Below are 16600 nucleotides of genomic sequence, written 5' to 3'. Positions count from 1 at the left end.
GGCACCACAAGCTGACTTGCAAAACCGAAGTGAGATGGGGACGTGTATCGCCGTCAGGTTCCTCTCTACTACGCCAGCAAAGCCTCAAACACAAAGCGCAAAAAATCTTTTAGCGGGGCGTCACTTCTGTCAGCCTGGGAGCGGAGCAGTGATCCTTCCCAGCTATTGAGCACAAAACCGGCAAGCGAATCAGGCTTCGTTGTTTTTGGCAGGTCGCCTCTTTCCATGGCCTCTCGAAGCACAGAAGCGACCACAGCTTGCCACTGCGTAAAGCTCAGAGTAAGGCAGCTCTGGAGCAATGGGCTTGCTTCAGCAACCTCCAGGCTAAGGCTGCCGAGCAAGCAGCCCCTGATCGGAGAGGACTGGCCCGCTACTTGAATGAGCTCTTCGAAGTAACGGCGCAGCCGTCTGAGCGGAGCCTGATGCGCATTGCCGAGAACTTTTTGTGCGTGCTCCATTGCGAGCGTGTAGTAGCGTTCGACCACGGCCCCAGTGAATTCTTCCTTGCTGCGGAAGTGATGATAGAACGAACCCTTTGGAACACCGGCTGCGTTCAGGATTTCCTGGAGACCGGTAGCCCCGTAACCGTGCTTGCGCATGAGGTCGAGCCCAGCATCGATGAGATGATCGCGCGTTGACTTGGAGGCAGTCTTTGTATCGAGCGAGTTCTTCGATGCTGCCTTTTCTTTCGAGGACATGATTGACCATTCCTTCGTGGAAGAACGTAGCCCTCACCCTTCTCGGTGAAGGCCAACATCCTTATCCTACCGGCTGCTATGCGATCGCTGTTTAGCGCTTCGTTCCTATGCCGTAACGGGGAGCTGGATCCCTGCGCGACAAGCTTGGAGCGAGCGCCAGGCGCGACTCTTCGTACGCTTCGAAATCTGCGACATCTGGCAGCGCAGGAATCGTGACGAACTCACCTTGATCCAGTCCCGCGAGCGAGGCGTCGACCATGTCTTCGGTGGTCATAACCCATTCGGCAGGGAGGTCCGTATGAACGTTCACGCCTGACTTTCCCCATAGCGGGGTTGCCGTGGCTCCGGGCAGCACTACCTGCACGGTGACACCTTTGTCCGCTAGCTCGTTCTTGAGTGCGGTGCTGAAATTCTGCACATACGCTTTGCTGCCGCTGTAGGTGCCATTCAAGAGTTCGGGCGCCAATGCGACGACGGAGCCGATGTTGACGATAGTTCCACTGGACCGCTTTGCGAAGCTGGTTGCTGCTGCGATTGCGAGCCTCGTGAAGGCAGTGATGTTGATCTGAATGATTTGATCAAGATAGTCCGGGTCCGACTCCAACAACTTGCCGGTTGAGGCGATGCCGGCGTTATTCACAAACGCTGTAATCAGCTGGTCGGAAGCGAGGCGATCTGCAACGCGCTTGACGTCGGCGGCGACGGAAAGGTCGGCCTGCAGTGTTTCGGCCTTACGGCTGGTGCTGGAGTGGATTTCCTTTGCAACCTCGTCGAGCTTTTCTTTGCTACGCGCGACGAGAATCAGATCGTAGCCACGCTTCGCGAGTCGGTCGGCGTAGACCGCGCCGATTCCGGTCGAAGCACCCGTGATGAGGGCGGTACCTTTGTTGCTGGACATCGTTGTTCTCCTTTTCAAAAACGCCTCTTGGCGATCTGCTCGAGAAGAGTAGACCAGTCGGTCCAAAGATTCAAAAAAAGACTCTCCGAGCTCGTGAGATTTTCTCACTGCTATCCGGAATGGTCGGCAAATCGGCCTGGTCATGAAGTCACATCTTGGCCACTTCAAACTTGCGGATGCATTTGTCTATTGAAGGGAGAAGTCTGCAGTGGGTCCAAGCTGTTGCCCCGGTGTGTGTGCCACATTTGCGATCTCAATCCACGAGTCCAGATCAATGAATCGGCGCGCGACTCTTGCAATAACACCTGGAACCCATATCGCGCTCTTGTAAATTTGCCAGACGCTCGTGGCGCAGTGCGCGCAAAAGAGAGGAACGAGCGGTATATTCAAGGCTCGCCCTGAGAACGCTGTCGTTTACTGACGACAATGTCTCGAAGAGCTTCTGAGCTTTGTCCTTCAGGATGTCTGCGGCCAGACGATTTGCGTAGACGAAAGTAAGGCAGGATTCGAGATCTATGGCTTGCATCTGAAACTCGGTTCTGAGTGTGCACGAAGCGCTGCGGGCAGCTTGAGTACTGGCTCTGCTCCTGGGAGACCATCAGCCGGGCGATCGTCTTCAGCGTGCCGAGGTGATGACGGATCTCTGTATGGCCTGTACCCCCGAGTGTTGGAGTGTATACGACACAACTTAACCTCACCTTAACGATCCCGTCACCAAAGCTTGTAGTGACCTGGTACTCCCGCGGGTATACGGCCGAGACAAGAAAGCTTTTTTACTGGGAGTGGGTGCGACTGATTGATCCACAGGCAGCATCTGAGCTTTTCGTCACCAAAATCCATTTCAAACACACGTGCATTTCCTTCGAGACATGACAGGTCGCAGAAGAGCGCATTACTATCTCGGATGCCCTTCGTGCTTAGCTCAAGTCCTGCCTGGCGGCCCACGCGATGATCCGCACAAAACAATTCGTCAAAGGAGTTTTAATGCAGTACTGCCGCTTTTCCCTCGCTTGTTGCCTGGCCTTCGCGTTCATACCCTCAGTTGCAGCAAACGCGCAAGGCACGACCAGAACCGTTCTCACCATCTCCCAACCCGGCACAGTCCCGGCAAGCACTTTAGAAACACTAACTGCACAGGTGTTTGACGCTTCCAACGGTGTCGTCTCCCGCGGGCAAGTGAAGTTCTACGATGGTAGCCGGCTCGTTGGTACGAGCCAGATTATTACCCAGGGCGCCGGTCCCATCGGGAACGCGGTTTTGCGTACGCGCTTTGGTGGCGGTTCGCATTCTCTCAAGGCTATCTTTTCCGGCGTCACTAATCTGGGCAACAATAGTCAATCGGTCGTTCAGGTTCTAACTGTGAGTGCGTCGACGCCTGGTGGCGTGGCTCCGACCTACTCGATGACTCTTGCTGCATCGCCCTCCCTAAGCACTCCTCCGTACACGTTGACAGCATCGATCACGGCGAATACCCCTACTGCTCCTGCCGGGACCGTTTCATTCCAGGACCTTTACACGAGTTCTGAAATCGCAACCGCACCACTTGTCGCCGGCCCTACTCAGAGCCTGAATTATGTACAGGGTTCGGCTCCCGTCGCTACGACTGTGACCGGCCTTCCGGCATACGACTACAACAGCGACGGGATCGTGGATCTGCTTTCAGTTGAGAGTTCAACCGGGGTAGTTTCGCTGGCTCTTGGAAACGGCGATGGCACTTTCAAATCGCCTACAGTGTTGTATACGCAGAGCGCCGGCTCCCCAGCGTTGATCGCGGACTTTAATGCTGACGGCAACTTGGACGTGCTCCTGTTGAACGCGCTTCTCCTGGGGAGAGGAGACGGAACATTTGTTCAGGGACCGACCCCGCCAAGCCTCAGCTCGGCTTCAGTTTTGGGTGATTTCGATAGGGACGGCGCGACGGATTATGCGTTCGTTAATGCCGGGAATCTATATGTCAGCTATGGCAATGGAGACGGCACGTTCCAGACGCCGATCGCGCAAGGTTCCATTGGCGGCACTATCTCCAATGGTGCTTCTGCCTCCGCTGACTTTAATGGCGACGGGATTGACGACGTCGTCACTACTGTATTCCATGGTGATGGAGTCTTGGGCAATGACCTTGTAATGCTGTTGAGCAATGGTAATCGCACCTTTCAGCCGTATCGAGCGGTAAACCCGAGCTATAACGGTGCACGGGCGTTCTCCATCACTCCGGGAGACTTCAACGGAGACGGCATCACGGATCTCGCATACATTCGTCCAACGTTCACGCACCCCTTCCAGACCACTGCTGCTGTCTACGTCAACCTTGGAGTTGGCGACGGAACGTTTCAACCTGGAGTTAACTTAACCGATGCAATCACCTGGACACCACAGTCAGTAGCAACTGGTGACTTGAATGGCGACGGACGCCTCGACCTCGTTTTCTTCGACGGTTCGGTAAACTTTCTCTTCGGACAGGGCGACGGCACCTTCGCGAGGAATGCCGCTATTGGTCCGTACACGTCCTCCTCGACAGGCGGGGCCATTGTTACTGCAGACCTAAACAGCGATGGCATGCTGGATGTCATCGTGAGCAAGAGCACGTTCCTCGCTTCTGCAATAAGCTCAGCCACTGCAACGGTCAGCAACCTCACGCTTGCTGGCGGTGGGATTCATCAGGTGACCGCGCAGTACAGCCCTGACGGTATCTCAATCGTTAAGAGCAACACCATCAACCTGTCAGGCACACAGTCCAACACGGTGCTGGCTGGCTCTGGCTTTTCACCGGCCATGGGTCTGCACTTGAATGGTTCGGCTGCTCTCAATGGGGCTAAGCTTCGCCTGACGGATGGGCAACAGTATCAGGCAGGATCCGCCTGGAGTACCTCGCCACTCTACATGCGTTCCTTCTCCACGTCTTTCGACTTCCAGATCACGAATCCTGATGCGGACGGTTTCACTCTGACGCTGCAGAACTCTGCCCCGACGGCTCTTGGGTCTGTTGGTGGCGAGCTCGGCTTCAACTTCATTCCCAACAGCGTGGCACTGAAGTTCGACCTCTACAACAACGCCGGTGAAGGGGCCAACTCCGTTGGCGTGTATGCTGCTGGCGACACGCTTACCGGACCTGGGACCATGCTTCCATCGAACATTGACCTGCACAGCGGTCACCAGTTCTATGCACAGGTGACGTACACCGGCAGCAAGTTAGTGCTTGTCCTGCGAGACACTTCGACGAACGCGTCCTATACCTTTACCAAAAACAACATTGATCTTGTGCAGATGATCGGATCGGACTATGCGTACGTAGGCTTCACGGGCGCCACAGGGGGTTTAACTTCAACGGTCGATATTCTTGACTGGTTCTACACTCCCAAGGTGACCATCTATCAACCGAATTCCTCCGACCCTGTTTCCACCAATGGCAGTGCTGTTACTACGAGCAACGGCATCTCGCTGGTGGACGGCGGGCAAGGTGAGGCCGGCTCAGCATGGAGCACGACGCCGGTCAACATCAACAACTTCGATGTGACGTTCAATGCGTCCGTGCAAAACAATACGTCCGGACCCGCAGCCGATGGTTTCACCTTCACCTTGCAAAACAGCGGCCCGACAGCCTTGGGGACCGGTGGCGGCGAACTCGGCTTCAACTTCATTCCGAACAGCATCGCTTTCAAGTTCGATCTCTATAACAACTCCGGAGAGGGCGCGCCATCCGTTGGGCTCTTCAATGCTGGTGACACCCTGACTGGTGCTTCGACGGTCTTACCGGCAAGCATCAACCTTGTCGGGTCGAACAACTACGAATTAAAGTACGACGGCACCACGCTGACGATGATCATCAATCCGGGAGCAACGAACACCTTCACCTACAAGACGCAGGTCAATCTACGGAATGCCGTCCAAGGAAACACTGCTTATATCGGCTTCACAGCCGGAACGGGCGCGTTGACTTCGGCCATCCAGATTTACTCGTGGAACACTACGCTGGGCATCAACTAACTATGGATGGGCGCCTTACCGGGCGCCCTTCTTTTCACTGAATGCATGATGGAAGTCGATCATCAATTGCTCGGTGCGAGAAAAGGCGCTGTGTGAATCCGATCAACGACAGGACCTTGCGTCTGCCGTCTTCTCTTAGTTCATGACGAAAGCGAAGAGCTTGTCGCCGGCACCCACAAGAAGGTATTGATGGCCATCCAGTTCATAGGTGATGGGACCATTCGACATACCTGTGCTCAGGTTGGCATGCCAGAGCGGTTTGCCCTCGGTCGCATCCAGGGCGATGAGATTGTTGTTGGAGTCTCCTGCAAACACAAGGTTCCCGGCAGTGCTCAGCAGGCCGCTCTCGCCGCCTGGTGTCTCCCACTTGTGGCTCCATTTAATTTTGCCGGTCTGGTAATCCACGGCTTGCAGCATGGCCTGAGTCCAATGGCCCATCTCGTGGCCGCCCCAGCCCTCGGGTTTGTCGCTGTCGTCAAAGATGTAGAACATCGAATACGAATGTGTGGCGTTCACGTAAAACAAGCCAGTCGCCGGACTGAATGTGGAAGGCGCCCAGTTCACGCCGCCCGAAGCGTCGGGGGTGACGAGTGCGCCGGCGATCTGCGGTTCCTTGGCGGGGTTGGGAATCGGTTGTCCTTTGGAGTCCACACCTGTGGTCCAGTTTGTCTTGACGAATTCGGAACTAACGTAATTTTTTCCTGACTCGCGGTCGAGTACGAAGAACCAACCATTACGACTTGCCTGCGCCAGGAGTTTGTGCGGCTTGCCAGCGATCACGCCATCGAACAGGATTGGCGTCTGCACCGCGTCCCAGTCGTGGGTATCGTGCGGTGAAGGTTGAAAGTACCAAGCCATCTTTCCCGTATCGGCATGGAGAGCCACGATGGACTCTGTGTAAAGATTGGCGCCATTGCGTCCACTGGCGGCAATCACTGGCTGAGGATTACCTGTGCCGATGTAGATGAGATTCAACTCCGGATCGTAGGTGGGGGAGATCCAGGTCATGCCACCACCGTGGGCCATCGCATCCGCGTTCGGCCATGTCTCAGACCCCGGCTCGCCCGGCTTTGGCACCACTGACCAGCGCCACTGCAGTGCGCCTGTCTTTGGATCATGGGCTTCAAGGAACCCGGGTCGATCCAGGTCATCGCCACTCACACCGGTGATGACATGATCCTTCACGACCAGGGGCGCGACCGATGCGTAATACATCTGGTCCAGATCGCAGATCGACTGACTCCAAAGCTTCTTGCCATCCGCTATGTTCAGGGCAACGAGGTTGCAGTCCGGTGTCTCGAAGTACAACGACTCGCCAGAGATGCCGACGCCGCGATTCCCAAGATGGATCCCGCCCTTGGATGCCCACGCGTAGTGCCACAAGGGCTTGCTGGTCCGCGCGTCAATCGCCCAAACATGGTCCGGCACTGTGATGTAGATGACGCCGTTGACAACCACCGGCGTGCCAGCCAGCCGGCGCACCAGCCCCTCCCCAAGGTTGGGTAACTGGTACAGCCACGCCAGGCTCAGTGACTTCACGTTCTTATCGTTGATCTGATGGAGCGCGCTGAAACGGCGACCGGAGTAATCCCCGTTGTACGTCGGCCACGAATCTGGAGTCGGATGCACTAACGCGGCTGGATCCAGCGCTGCGCCCGTCTGCTGTTGTGGACTTGCTGCATGCACGGAGGCGAGAGAGAGCAGGGCAAGGAAGAGTGTTGAAAGAAGCTTCATTGCAGGGTCTCCAGATACGACACCAAGTCGTGGATATCCATATCGGTGTATGTGTCGAGTAATGCTTGATGACCGGCAAGAGGGTCGTGCTTCTCCACCTTGAGGTCAGCGCTGCGGGTGAAGCTGTAGTAGTGTCCCGCAGCGTCGCGCAGGGAGACATGGAAGTCGTCGATATCGGTGGGCTCACCCGTTACCGACGTCCCTGAGGGGGTTGTGACGGTGACCGTGATGGCACCGTGTTGACGCGATGCTGTCCCTTGCTTGGTAATTGCGCGGTTATCGGGGAAGACGATCTTTTGCTGCAGCGCAGGTGCATCGTATTTACTGGCGATATGTTGCAGGTCGCCCGTGACCGAGTGGCACCGCGTGCAGCCGCCCGTGTTCTCAAAGTAAAGCCTGCCCGCCCGGGCATCGCCCACCAGGATGTTCAGCGGATTGTTATACGGCCCGGTGCGCAACGTATCGCTAATCTGCTGATGGAGAAAATGCGATAGATCCGTCACTTGCTCCTTGCTCAGAATCGCCGGTTTGCTCTTTGGATGTCCTTCGGCAAGGTAGGGCCCGAGCGTGCTGCCATAGCGGTCATGCAGGACCAGCACAGAGCGCAGCAAATCAGCACCGCGACTGCCGCCGCGTGCTCGCGTTCCGTGACAGGTAATGCACCCCGTAATGTAGACCGTCTTGCCACGCGCGGCGGCCTCCTCATCGACAACCTGCTTATCGTCAGCACCAGCCTGATCAATCAGGCTGGGCTTGCGGGCGGGTTTGGTCTGCGCCGCAGTTGGCGTGCTGGCGGTAGACGAGCCGTTCAAGGGAAATGTCGTCGCGAGATAGCCGACAATCTGATCGAACTCGTCGTCGGAGATCTTCGCTCCGCGGCCGATCATGTTCGAGACGGTCGTGCCCCATTGCTGCCGGGTCATCCTGCGCCCGGCAAACATCTGAACCGTATGACAGCCTGAGCAGGCGCGCTGCACCGTGTCGCGATGGGGAGCGTCCGGCAGTGACGCACTGGGTTCTTGCCCAATCGCAGCCAGGGGTGCGATGCCAGCCATTAGCAGGAGACAAAGACGAGGCCATTGCATGAGGTGAATGATACTTGGGACCGGCATTTGCAGGTAAGCCCTGCTACGCCCTGGCACGCATTTCGCCGGACAAGATGAGATCGAAGCGGTGCCGCATCTCCTGCAGATACTTCGCATCTCCGGGATCCAGTTCGAGAGTTGCGGTCCCTTGATATCCGATTTCGCTGAGTGCCGTATGGATGGCGATCCAATCAATGTCGCCATCGCCTGGAGAGACCCAGCGAGCTACGGAGTCCGCGCCACCCTTACCGCGCAGAAACTTGAAGTCTTTGATGTGGAGCTTGACGATACGCTTGCCCAACGTGCGTATCCAGTCCTGCGGGTATCCGTACAGCACAACGTTGCCGACATCGAAGTAGGCGCGGACGCGCGGGGAGTGATATTCGTCGATGTAACGCGCAAACTCCAACGGACTAAGCAGGAACTTGTTCCAAACCTCTTCAAGCGCAAGCGTTACATTCAATTCCTCTGCCAGGGGAATCAGTTTGCGGATGACTGCCTGCGAACGTATGTAGGCGTCCTGGTAGGAGGTTGATGCGTTCACCACACCGGGTACCAGCAGAACTGTTGAAGCACCCCACAGATGCGCATTGCGAATTGAAGTGCGCGCGCCCTCGAGACTCTTCTCCACCACTGCTGGATCGGCGGAGGTAAAAGGGTATTTCCAGTGGTCCATGTTCATCACGGAATGAATCGGCAAGCCCACCTTTTCCGAAGCAGCCTTCATGGCCTCTGCATCGACTTGATTGGATGTCGTGGGGCATTCGATCTGCTGATACCCGCAATCTTTGGCGAGCTGAAAACGCTGCTGGATCGGCAGATTATCGGGAAGCATGTTGTACTCAACCGCCATACGGATCGGCAGTCGTGTGCTCGCTCGGGCAGGCAGGGAAGACATCACGGTGAGTGCGGCGGCGTTCTGCAGAAAGCTTCGACGATTCATCATGGTTGGCTTCGATCTTCGCATTTCATCGATTACGGCGACAATGGTCATCTTCGCAACGCGGGTTTCATCGCAAGCGCAGGTTGCGCTCGTACCACATCTCGACAGTGAGGTAGACATTGACGCGGGTCCGCGCTTGTGGCGAAAGATTCCAATGCCACTGGCGCAGAACACACCAGCTCACTATCCTTCCCGATTCCTTTACAGCGAGATGGGTTCTAACGCGTGTGCGAGCGCCATGAAGCGTACGCGACTGTGGCTCACGTAATTTTTGACCGCTCGCTGCGACGAAGTCACGTGAAGGCACCTGTGATGCCTATCACAGCAGTCTTGCCCTGCCCGCCCTACTGTTGGATCAGAAGCCATGTGATTGCGGACAGATGTTGATCATGGACTTCGAAGGCAACACGCCGTCGATCGTTGCGCCGGTGTTCTGAATGTATCGAGGTCTTCCGCGGCCGGCGACCTTTTCCGGAGCAAAGCGGCGGGACGAGCTTGTGAAACTACGGCATCGCCGCCGGATCACCATGCTCACCGCACGCGCGAAGGCTCCGTTGGTGAAAGGCGATCGGTTGATCTCGCATCCCGATCTGATGGACAGAATGAATCTGGAACCGATCACTTCTGATGAGCCCGTAAGCGTCCTGAGCAAAACGGCAACAGCAGAGCCGCTTCCGCCGGTCAGTAACGCTTCGGCAATCACCCTGTTACCTACCCCGTTGAAGGCAGGCTTCTTCCTGCGCAGGTGGAAGCTCAATTTAATGATCGGGATCGCGGTCCTCATCGTTGCAGGCTTTGCGGCCATGCGTTTGCGAATCAGAGACATAGGCCTTGGCGTCGACACAGCCAAGATCGAGATGGGCAGCATTCAGTCGGTGGTCACAGCAACTGGCAATCTCAATCCGGTCGTCAACGTTCAGGTGGGCAGCCAGGTCTCGGGAAACATTCAAGCCCTGTATGCCGACTTCAACACGCGGGTAACGAAAGGGCAGCTCATCGCCCAGATCGATCCGTCCATCTTTGAGTCAGAGGTGGATGCTGCGGCTGCGACCGTTCGCCAGCAGGAGAGCGCGGTGACAGCGGCAGAGGCGCAGATTGCAAAGGCCGAAGCGGATGCGGGCGCGGTGAATGGATCGCTTAAAAATGCAGAAGCTATCGTCATGAAAGACACGGCCACGCTTCAAAATCTGGAACTGCAGTGGAACCGCGCCAATGGCCTTTACGAACAGAGTGTTGTCTCAAAAGAGTTTCGCGACTCTGCACAGGCGGTATATGCCGCCGCCGTGGCCCAGGTGGATGCCGATCACTCACAAGTGGAAGCTGCGAAGTTGAACCTGACGGCGGCGCAGGCGAATATTCGCACCGTGCAGGAACAGCGGAGGAGCGCGGCCGCACAGCTGCAGCAGTCCCAGGCAGCGCTACGACAGGCATCCATCAATCTCGAGCACACACGTATCGTTGCACCTGTCTCCGGCACGGTGATTGCAAGGCACTTTGATGTGGGGCAGACGGTCGCTGCGTCCTTCCAGGCGCCGGATATCTTTGACATCGGCGAGGACCTTACCAAGATGCAGGTGGACACCAGCGTCGATGAGGCGGATGTGGGTGTTGTGCAGACCGGACAGTCGGCCACCTTCACTGTCGATGCCTACCCCGGAAGAACTTTCCAGGGAACCGTCTTTAGCGTGCGCAGAGCTCCGATTACAGCGCAGAACGTTGTGACCTACGATGTCGTCGTAACCGTGCCAAACCAGGATCTCAAACTCTTTCCAGGCATGACGGCCAAAGTCACGATCTTTACCGCGAAGCAGGATCGTGTGCTGCGTGTGGTGAATGCAGCGCTGCGCTACAGTCCGAGTGTTGCTGTCACCAAGGCGATTGGCCCCATGGGGTCTGCCAAGGGAGACGCAGCTCGCCTCTATCTCGTCTCTGGAGAGGCTGTCACGGTCGTTCCGGTCGTCCCCGGTCTGACGGATGGGCGATACACAGCGGTCACTTCGAACCTACTGAAGGTTGGCGATGAAGTGATTGTGCGGGACAGCCCCGACAAGTCCACCAGCGCTGCGCCGGGCCCACCAGGCCGTCGGCCATTTTAAAGTCGGCCACCATGGGAGACGTGATCGAAGTCCGGCACGTCAGCAAGGTCTACGACCTGGGTGAGGTTCAGGTGAATGCGCTGAGCGACGTATCCGTGACCGTTAAGGAAGGTTCGTTTGTCGCCATCATGGGACCGTCCGGCTCCGGGAAGTCGACCTTCATGAACATTCTCGGCTGCCTGGACCGGCCTACGTCCGGCGAGTATTTGCTGGATGGTCAATCCGTGGGTGGGCTTCAACGGGATGAGCTTGCAGCCATACGAAGCGAAAAGATTGGCTTCGTCTTTCAGAACTTCAACCTGTTGGCGCGTACGTCGGCATTGGAGAATGTGAAGCTGCCGTTGCTGTACACTTCGCGTCCGGTTGAGAATCCTGACGCCATGGCGATGAAGGCACTCGAGGCTGTGGGATTAGGTCAACGAATGCACAATCAACCCACGCAACTCTCCGGAGGCCAGCAGCAGAGAGTTGCCATTGCACGTGCGCTGATCAACCAGCCGCGTCTGATTCTGGCCGATGAACCCACCGGGGCGCTTGATTCCGCGACAAGCCAGGAGATCATGCTGCTTTTCCGCAAGGTTCAGCAATCCAGCGGGATCACCGTAATCATCGTGACGCATTCGGACGAGGTGGCCGCCTATGCCGAACGCATCCTGCGTTTTCGGGATGGCATGCTTGTCGCCGATGAGCGTCCCGCTCTCCCCGCCGGCGCGCCGGATGCTCTGGAGCTTCGGGGATGATGCATGCACTGTCAATCATTCGTGTTGCCTTCCTTGCGATCCGGGTGAACATCGTTCGCAGTGCCTTGACGATGCTGGGTATCGTCATTGGTGTCGCCGCTGTGATTGCAACGGTTGCCGTGGGAACTGGTGCGAGCGAGCGAGTGCGCGAGCAGATCGCGAGCATTGGCAGCAATCTCGTCATTGTGATCCCTGGCAGTCTTACAACGTCGGGCCTGCAACTGGGAACGGGAAGCGCGACCACACTTACGCTCGCGGACGCAAGGGAGTTGAGTTCCTGTTGTTCGCATATCCGTTACGCGGCGCCTGCGGTCCGTGGGGCCGCCACCGTTGTTTCGGAGGGCACGAACTGGGGAACCACGGTGATCGGGACGACCCCGGCGTACTTCAAGATCCGTGAGATTGGCGCAGCACGCGGGGATCTGTTTACGGAACAGGATGTCGACCGTGCGGCCAAGATCGCAATGCTCGGGCCGACGGTGGCCACAAAGATGTTTGGGCAGTCCGATCCAGTCGGCTCCACGATCCGGATTAAGCAGGTACCGTTTCTCGTTGCAGCGGTGTTGACTGCGAAGGGGCAGTCGGCCAGCGGGCAGGATCAGGATGACGTGATCCTGCTGCCGATTTCCACTGCGAAACAGAAGGTGCTTGGCTTCAAATCAGCGAACGCTGACGCGGTGGACGCGGTACTGATGCAGGCGTCGGCAAACAACAGCATCAATGCGGCGCAGGATGAGGCGAGTAGCCTGTTGCGGCAGCGGCATCACCTGTTGCCGGGGGAGGCGGATGACTTCTCCATGCGAAATCTGGAAGAGGTCTTCAAGGCGCAAGCGAATTCATCACGGGTCATGTCACTCATGCTCGCCTCCGTGGCGTCGGTCTCGCTGATCGTAGGTGGGATCGGCATCATGAACATCATGCTCGTCTCAGTTCGTGAGCGCACGCGGGAGATCGGGTTGAGGCTTGCCGTCGGAGCGAAGACCGCGGATATCCTCCTGCAGTTCCTGGTGGAGGCGACAGCCCTCTCTGCGACAGGCGGCGTGATCGGTGTGGTGATTGGTGTAGCCGGATCGCTGCTTGTCTCGCATCTTGCTCAGTGGCGCACCGTGATCAGCCTGAACGCGGTGCTGCTCGCTGTGTTGTTCTCCGCGCTGGTGGGAATAGGCTTCGGCTTCTATCCTGCGCGCAAGGCCGCGCTGCTCGATCCCATCGAGGCGCTGCGCTTCGAATAGAGAGCAGGGAATCACCGCCATTAGACTAGGCGGTGATCCTCATGGTCAGGCGAGAGCGAGGCCCCTCCGCAATGCCTAGAGCGCGCTGGTTGCGGGAGGAGCTGACGAACCCGTTTTCGTTGGTTCATCGTGACGGGGTGGGATGGCATTGATGTCTGAGTTGCCGGCCAGCATCTGTTTCACATAAGCAGGGCGAAGCGGTATCTGGCGCACGGGCTTTCCGGTTGCGTCATAGACTGCGGATGCAATCGCAGAGGCACCGAGTGCATTCGCAGCCTCCGACCCCTGACCCATCGTGCCGAACTCGGGGCGGTGCAGCAGAACCACCTTGAACTCAGGGATTTCTGCCATCGTCAGGATGGGATAGGAGTACCAATCAGTTGCGGTGATGCCGCTCTCGTTAAAGGGAACTTCCTCGTGAAGAGCGATGCTGAGCCCCATCATGGCACCCCCTTGAACTTGCCGCTTCAGTTGGTCAGGATTCACCACGATGCCTGGATCGAGCACGATGGTGTATTTGTCCACCTTCACGGCACCGGTCGCCTGGTTCACCGAAACCTCGCAGGCGCAGCCCCAATACGTGCCGGAGCGGAGCATTGCTGAGACCCCGTGACCTCGCACAATGCCGGACGCTGAGGCAGCAGACGGACTGGGCCGCGCCTCCCATCCGGACTCCACTTTGAGACGATTCAAGACCTGGATCAATCGCTCATCTTTTGCATGATCCAGGCGGAATTGCAGAGGATCGGCCCCTGCCAGTCCTGCAGCTTCCGACATCGCCATTTCGCGTGGAAAGTTCTGCTGGAACTGCCCCGGCGTTCGCATCGTGTGGTCACGAATACCGATGGATACCGGAGACTTCTGCTGACCAATCTGGTAGGTGCCATGTGCGCGCTCGGTCAACGCGGGGACCGCGGCGTAAAGCCAGTCGTCCGAAGGGCCATTCCCAATGCCATTAAGGATGGCACCCTTCTCACTCGGCGCGTTCATGGTAGGCAAGCCAGCGATGACAGCGCCGATCAGCCGATCGTCCTGCATTGCCGGCATGAAGTGGTCGATCTCATAGGCTGAGATCTTTCCACCGGCGTCGACAGCGATCCTCACATCCGCGAAAGCAACCGGGGATTGCGTCGACCATTGCATCTCATCGTTGCGCATCCACTGCACACGCACGGGCTTGCCGACTTCCTTCGAGAGGATGACCGCCTCATCTTCGGCACCTGCATTACCGCCGTTCGAGCGACCGTAGTGTCCAGCTCCTGAATAGGTCTTGACGACAACATTGTTGATCGACGTGCCCAGCATCTTCGCAAGCTGTCCGCGCAGGGCCTGGGCGTTCTGGGTATGGGTATGCACCACGACGGAGCCATCGGTCTTGTAGTCAGCCACGGCAAGCGTTGGTCCGATGGGAGCGTGCTTCCAGTACGGCAGACGGTAAGTCGCCTCAAGCTTCTTGGGTGAGGCTTCCATCACTGACTTCGTATCACCCTTATTCTTGCGGCCCTTTGCGACTGGCGCGGTCTTCCAGTCTGACTCGTTCCGAAGATGGTCGTAGAGCTTGTCCTTGCCGGGCAATCCCTTCCACTCCGTCCACTTTGTGGCACCGGCGACTTGCCAGGAGGCCTGGACCGCTTCCCACTCAGTCGGTGCGACTACTGCGACGAGGTCACCCTTCACGATCAATTGGGTGTTCGGGAACTTCGTCTTATCCAATGTTCCAGCGGATACCAGGTGCGATCCAAGCGTGCCCGGATGCACCACGCGACCGTGCATCATGCCCGGTAGCTTCACGTTCGTGACCCAAAGTTCTTCCGCCTTGACCTTACTGGCGATGTTGCTGTTATTGTAGGACTTGCCAACGACCTTCATCTCGCTGGTTGGCTTCAGCGGCGGATTGCCCGTGATGCGTAGGCCAAAGATGCTGGTGAGGTCTCCGCCAACGGGGATGGTGAGCTGGAAGTTCCCGTCTTTCACAAGGTCGCCGTATGAGACCTTCTTTCCGCCGCCCGAGACGATGCCATCGGCCGTCTTCAGTTGATCTTTCGGCACGCCGAGGCGTTGTGAGGCTAACTGCAGAAGCGCCTCTCGGGTATAAGCTGCAGCCTTACGGATGTTCGGAATGCCCTCGCCCAGTAGACCGAAGGTACCGCCACCTTCGGGAGTGGTGTCGGTATCGGCGGTGACAACCGTTGTGATGGCTTCAAAGCTGACGTCGAGTTCATCCGCGATGATCTGCTTGTATGCGGTGTAGATGGTTCCCTGGCCAAAGTCGCTCTTGCCTGTGCGGTAGAGCACCGTGTTGTCCGGATGGATTTCAATCCATGACTGCGGCAGACCGGGATCAAAAGCATTCCCGTCGGCACGACCGGTGCCTGCCCTGGCAACGCCGCCGCGCAGTAGGCCGAAGCCCACCACCAAAGCGCCGCCCGCTTTGACGAAGCCACGACGTGTCAGCTTTGCTCCGTAAACGTCCGATGTCAGAGCCTCGGGCTGCGCTCCGTAGACTTCCCCTGTCAGTGCTTCCAGAAGCTGTTCCATTAGGCTTGTCCCTTCGTCATCAGAGTCGAGGCATGTCGAACTGCGTCTACGATCGCGAGATAGGTTCCGCAGCGGCACAGGTGCGGCGACGGTCCCGAGGTCGTGAAGGCCTCTTTGATCTCATCCAGAGTCGGCTTTGGCTTGCTCTCCAATAGCTCCGTGGCCTTGATCATCATGCCGCTCTGGCAAAAGCCACATTGGTGGACCTGTTGCTCAATCCACGCCTCTTGAACGGGGTGAAGGAGGCCCGGTGTCGTGGACGTCTTCTTATGCTTGGCCCAGCGCTCTGGCAGCCCTTCGATCGTGGTGACTTCCTTGCCTGCAGCCTGCGAGACGGGGGTGATGCAGGACCTTATCTCTTTACCGTCCAGCAGGACGGAGCACGCACCGCACTGGGCCAGCCCGCAGCCAAACTGGGGACTTGAGACGGACAACTCGTCCTTCAGGACGTAAAGCAACGGTGTGTCCTGCGAAGACTTCACCTCGCGCATCTTGCCGTTTACCTTGATCGTCTGCATTTGCCCTCCGGACTTGTTCTGCAGTTTTCCTGCACAAATCGCTCGCGCCATAAACTTTACAGCTTGAGTGAGTCGGAAATCACGTATTTTCGCCAACAGTACGCACCCGAGGCCTGGCGAGCGCCAGTCAAGCA

The 16600-nt window shown here is 57.5% G+C and carries 12 protein-coding genes; 4 read left to right on the top strand and 8 right to left on the bottom strand.

The genetic code is table 11. From position 1 onward, the window contains the following. Positions 1-68: 68 nt before the first annotated feature. Entirely contained in the window at positions 69-698 is a 630-nt protein-coding gene (locus tag BLW03_RS04075) for a TetR/AcrR family transcriptional regulator (protein ID WP_074652465.1), read from the bottom strand. Between the two features lie 91 nt (positions 699-789). Next, positions 790-1596 (bottom strand): SDR family NAD(P)-dependent oxidoreductase, encoded by an 807-nt coding sequence (locus BLW03_RS04070; protein WP_074652464.1) that lies wholly within the window; start codon positions 1594-1596, stop codon positions 790-792. 1137 nt (positions 1597-2733) lie between these two features. Here BLW03_RS04070 and BLW03_RS04060 point away from each other — a divergent pair. Beyond that, positions 2734-5580 carry an FG-GAP-like repeat-containing protein gene (locus BLW03_RS04060; RefSeq protein ID WP_244501951.1) on the top strand — a complete coding sequence of 949 codons (2847 nt, stop codon included), beginning with the start codon at positions 2734-2736 and terminating at the stop codon, positions 5578-5580. A gap of 135 nt (positions 5581-5715) precedes the next feature. Here BLW03_RS04060 and BLW03_RS04055 read toward each other — a convergent pair whose 3' ends face one another. The 4 genes from BLW03_RS04055 to BLW03_RS20295 form a co-directional block, all read right to left on the bottom strand. Beyond that, on the bottom strand, positions 5716-7314 hold the full coding sequence (locus BLW03_RS04055) for an acido-empty-quinoprotein group A (protein WP_074652461.1): 1599 nt from the start codon (positions 7312-7314) through the stop codon (positions 5716-5718). Next, complete coding sequence (locus tag BLW03_RS04050; protein ID WP_074652460.1) at positions 7311-8369, bottom strand: cytochrome C; 1059 nt, start codon at positions 8367-8369, stop codon at positions 7311-7313. The genes BLW03_RS04055 and BLW03_RS04050 overlap by 4 nt, the downstream gene beginning before the upstream one ends. A gap of 73 nt (positions 8370-8442) precedes the next feature. Beyond that, on the bottom strand, positions 8443-9345 hold the full coding sequence (locus BLW03_RS04045) for a sugar phosphate isomerase/epimerase family protein (protein WP_074652459.1): 903 nt from the start codon (positions 9343-9345) through the stop codon (positions 8443-8445). Between the two features lie 352 nt (positions 9346-9697). Then, the gene (locus tag BLW03_RS20295; RefSeq protein WP_170834953.1) at positions 9698-10147 is read right to left on the bottom strand and encodes a hypothetical protein; all 450 of its coding nucleotides are present in this window, start codon (positions 10145-10147) and stop codon (positions 9698-9700) included. On the opposite strand from BLW03_RS20295, the gene BLW03_RS04035 reads away from it, so the two are divergent. Genes BLW03_RS04035 through BLW03_RS04025 form a run of 3 tightly spaced genes read left to right on the top strand, consistent with a single transcriptional unit; the run spans position 10146 to position 13410 of the window. Continuing rightward, on the top strand, positions 10146-11438 hold the full coding sequence (locus tag BLW03_RS04035) for an efflux RND transporter periplasmic adaptor subunit (RefSeq protein WP_170834952.1): 1293 nt from the start codon (positions 10146-10148) through the stop codon (positions 11436-11438). The two genes, BLW03_RS20295 and BLW03_RS04035, sit on opposite strands and share 2 nt — an antisense overlap. Positions 11439-11449: 11 nt before the next feature. Continuing rightward, positions 11450-12178: an ABC transporter ATP-binding protein gene (locus tag BLW03_RS04030; RefSeq protein WP_074652456.1), complete on the top strand. Its 729-nt coding sequence runs from the start codon at positions 11450-11452 to the stop codon at positions 12176-12178. After that, entirely contained in the window at positions 12175-13410 is a 1236-nt protein-coding gene (locus BLW03_RS04025; RefSeq protein ID WP_074652455.1) for an ABC transporter permease, read from the top strand. The genes BLW03_RS04030 and BLW03_RS04025 overlap by 4 nt, the downstream gene beginning before the upstream one ends. Positions 13411-13485: 75 nt before the next feature. Here the strand turns inward: BLW03_RS04025 and BLW03_RS04020 are convergent, their stop codons facing one another. Both BLW03_RS04020 and BLW03_RS04015 read right to left on the bottom strand, forming a co-directional pair. Then, the gene (locus BLW03_RS04020; RefSeq protein WP_074652454.1) at positions 13486-15948 is read right to left on the bottom strand and encodes a xanthine dehydrogenase family protein molybdopterin-binding subunit; all 2463 of its coding nucleotides are present in this window, start codon (positions 15946-15948) and stop codon (positions 13486-13488) included. Next, positions 15948-16466 carry a (2Fe-2S)-binding protein gene (locus BLW03_RS04015; RefSeq protein ID WP_074652453.1) on the bottom strand — a complete coding sequence of 173 codons (519 nt, stop codon included), beginning with the start codon at positions 16464-16466 and terminating at the stop codon, positions 15948-15950. The genes BLW03_RS04020 and BLW03_RS04015 overlap by 1 nt, the downstream gene beginning before the upstream one ends. Positions 16467-16600 lie beyond the last annotated feature (134 nt).

The organism is Terriglobus roseus (assembly GCF_900105625.1).
Taxonomy (GTDB): Bacteria; Acidobacteriota; Terriglobia; order Terriglobales; family Acidobacteriaceae; genus Terriglobus; species Terriglobus roseus_B.
The sequence above is the reverse complement of the archived record's forward strand: the minus strand, read 5'-3'. Positions and strand labels throughout refer to the sequence as shown.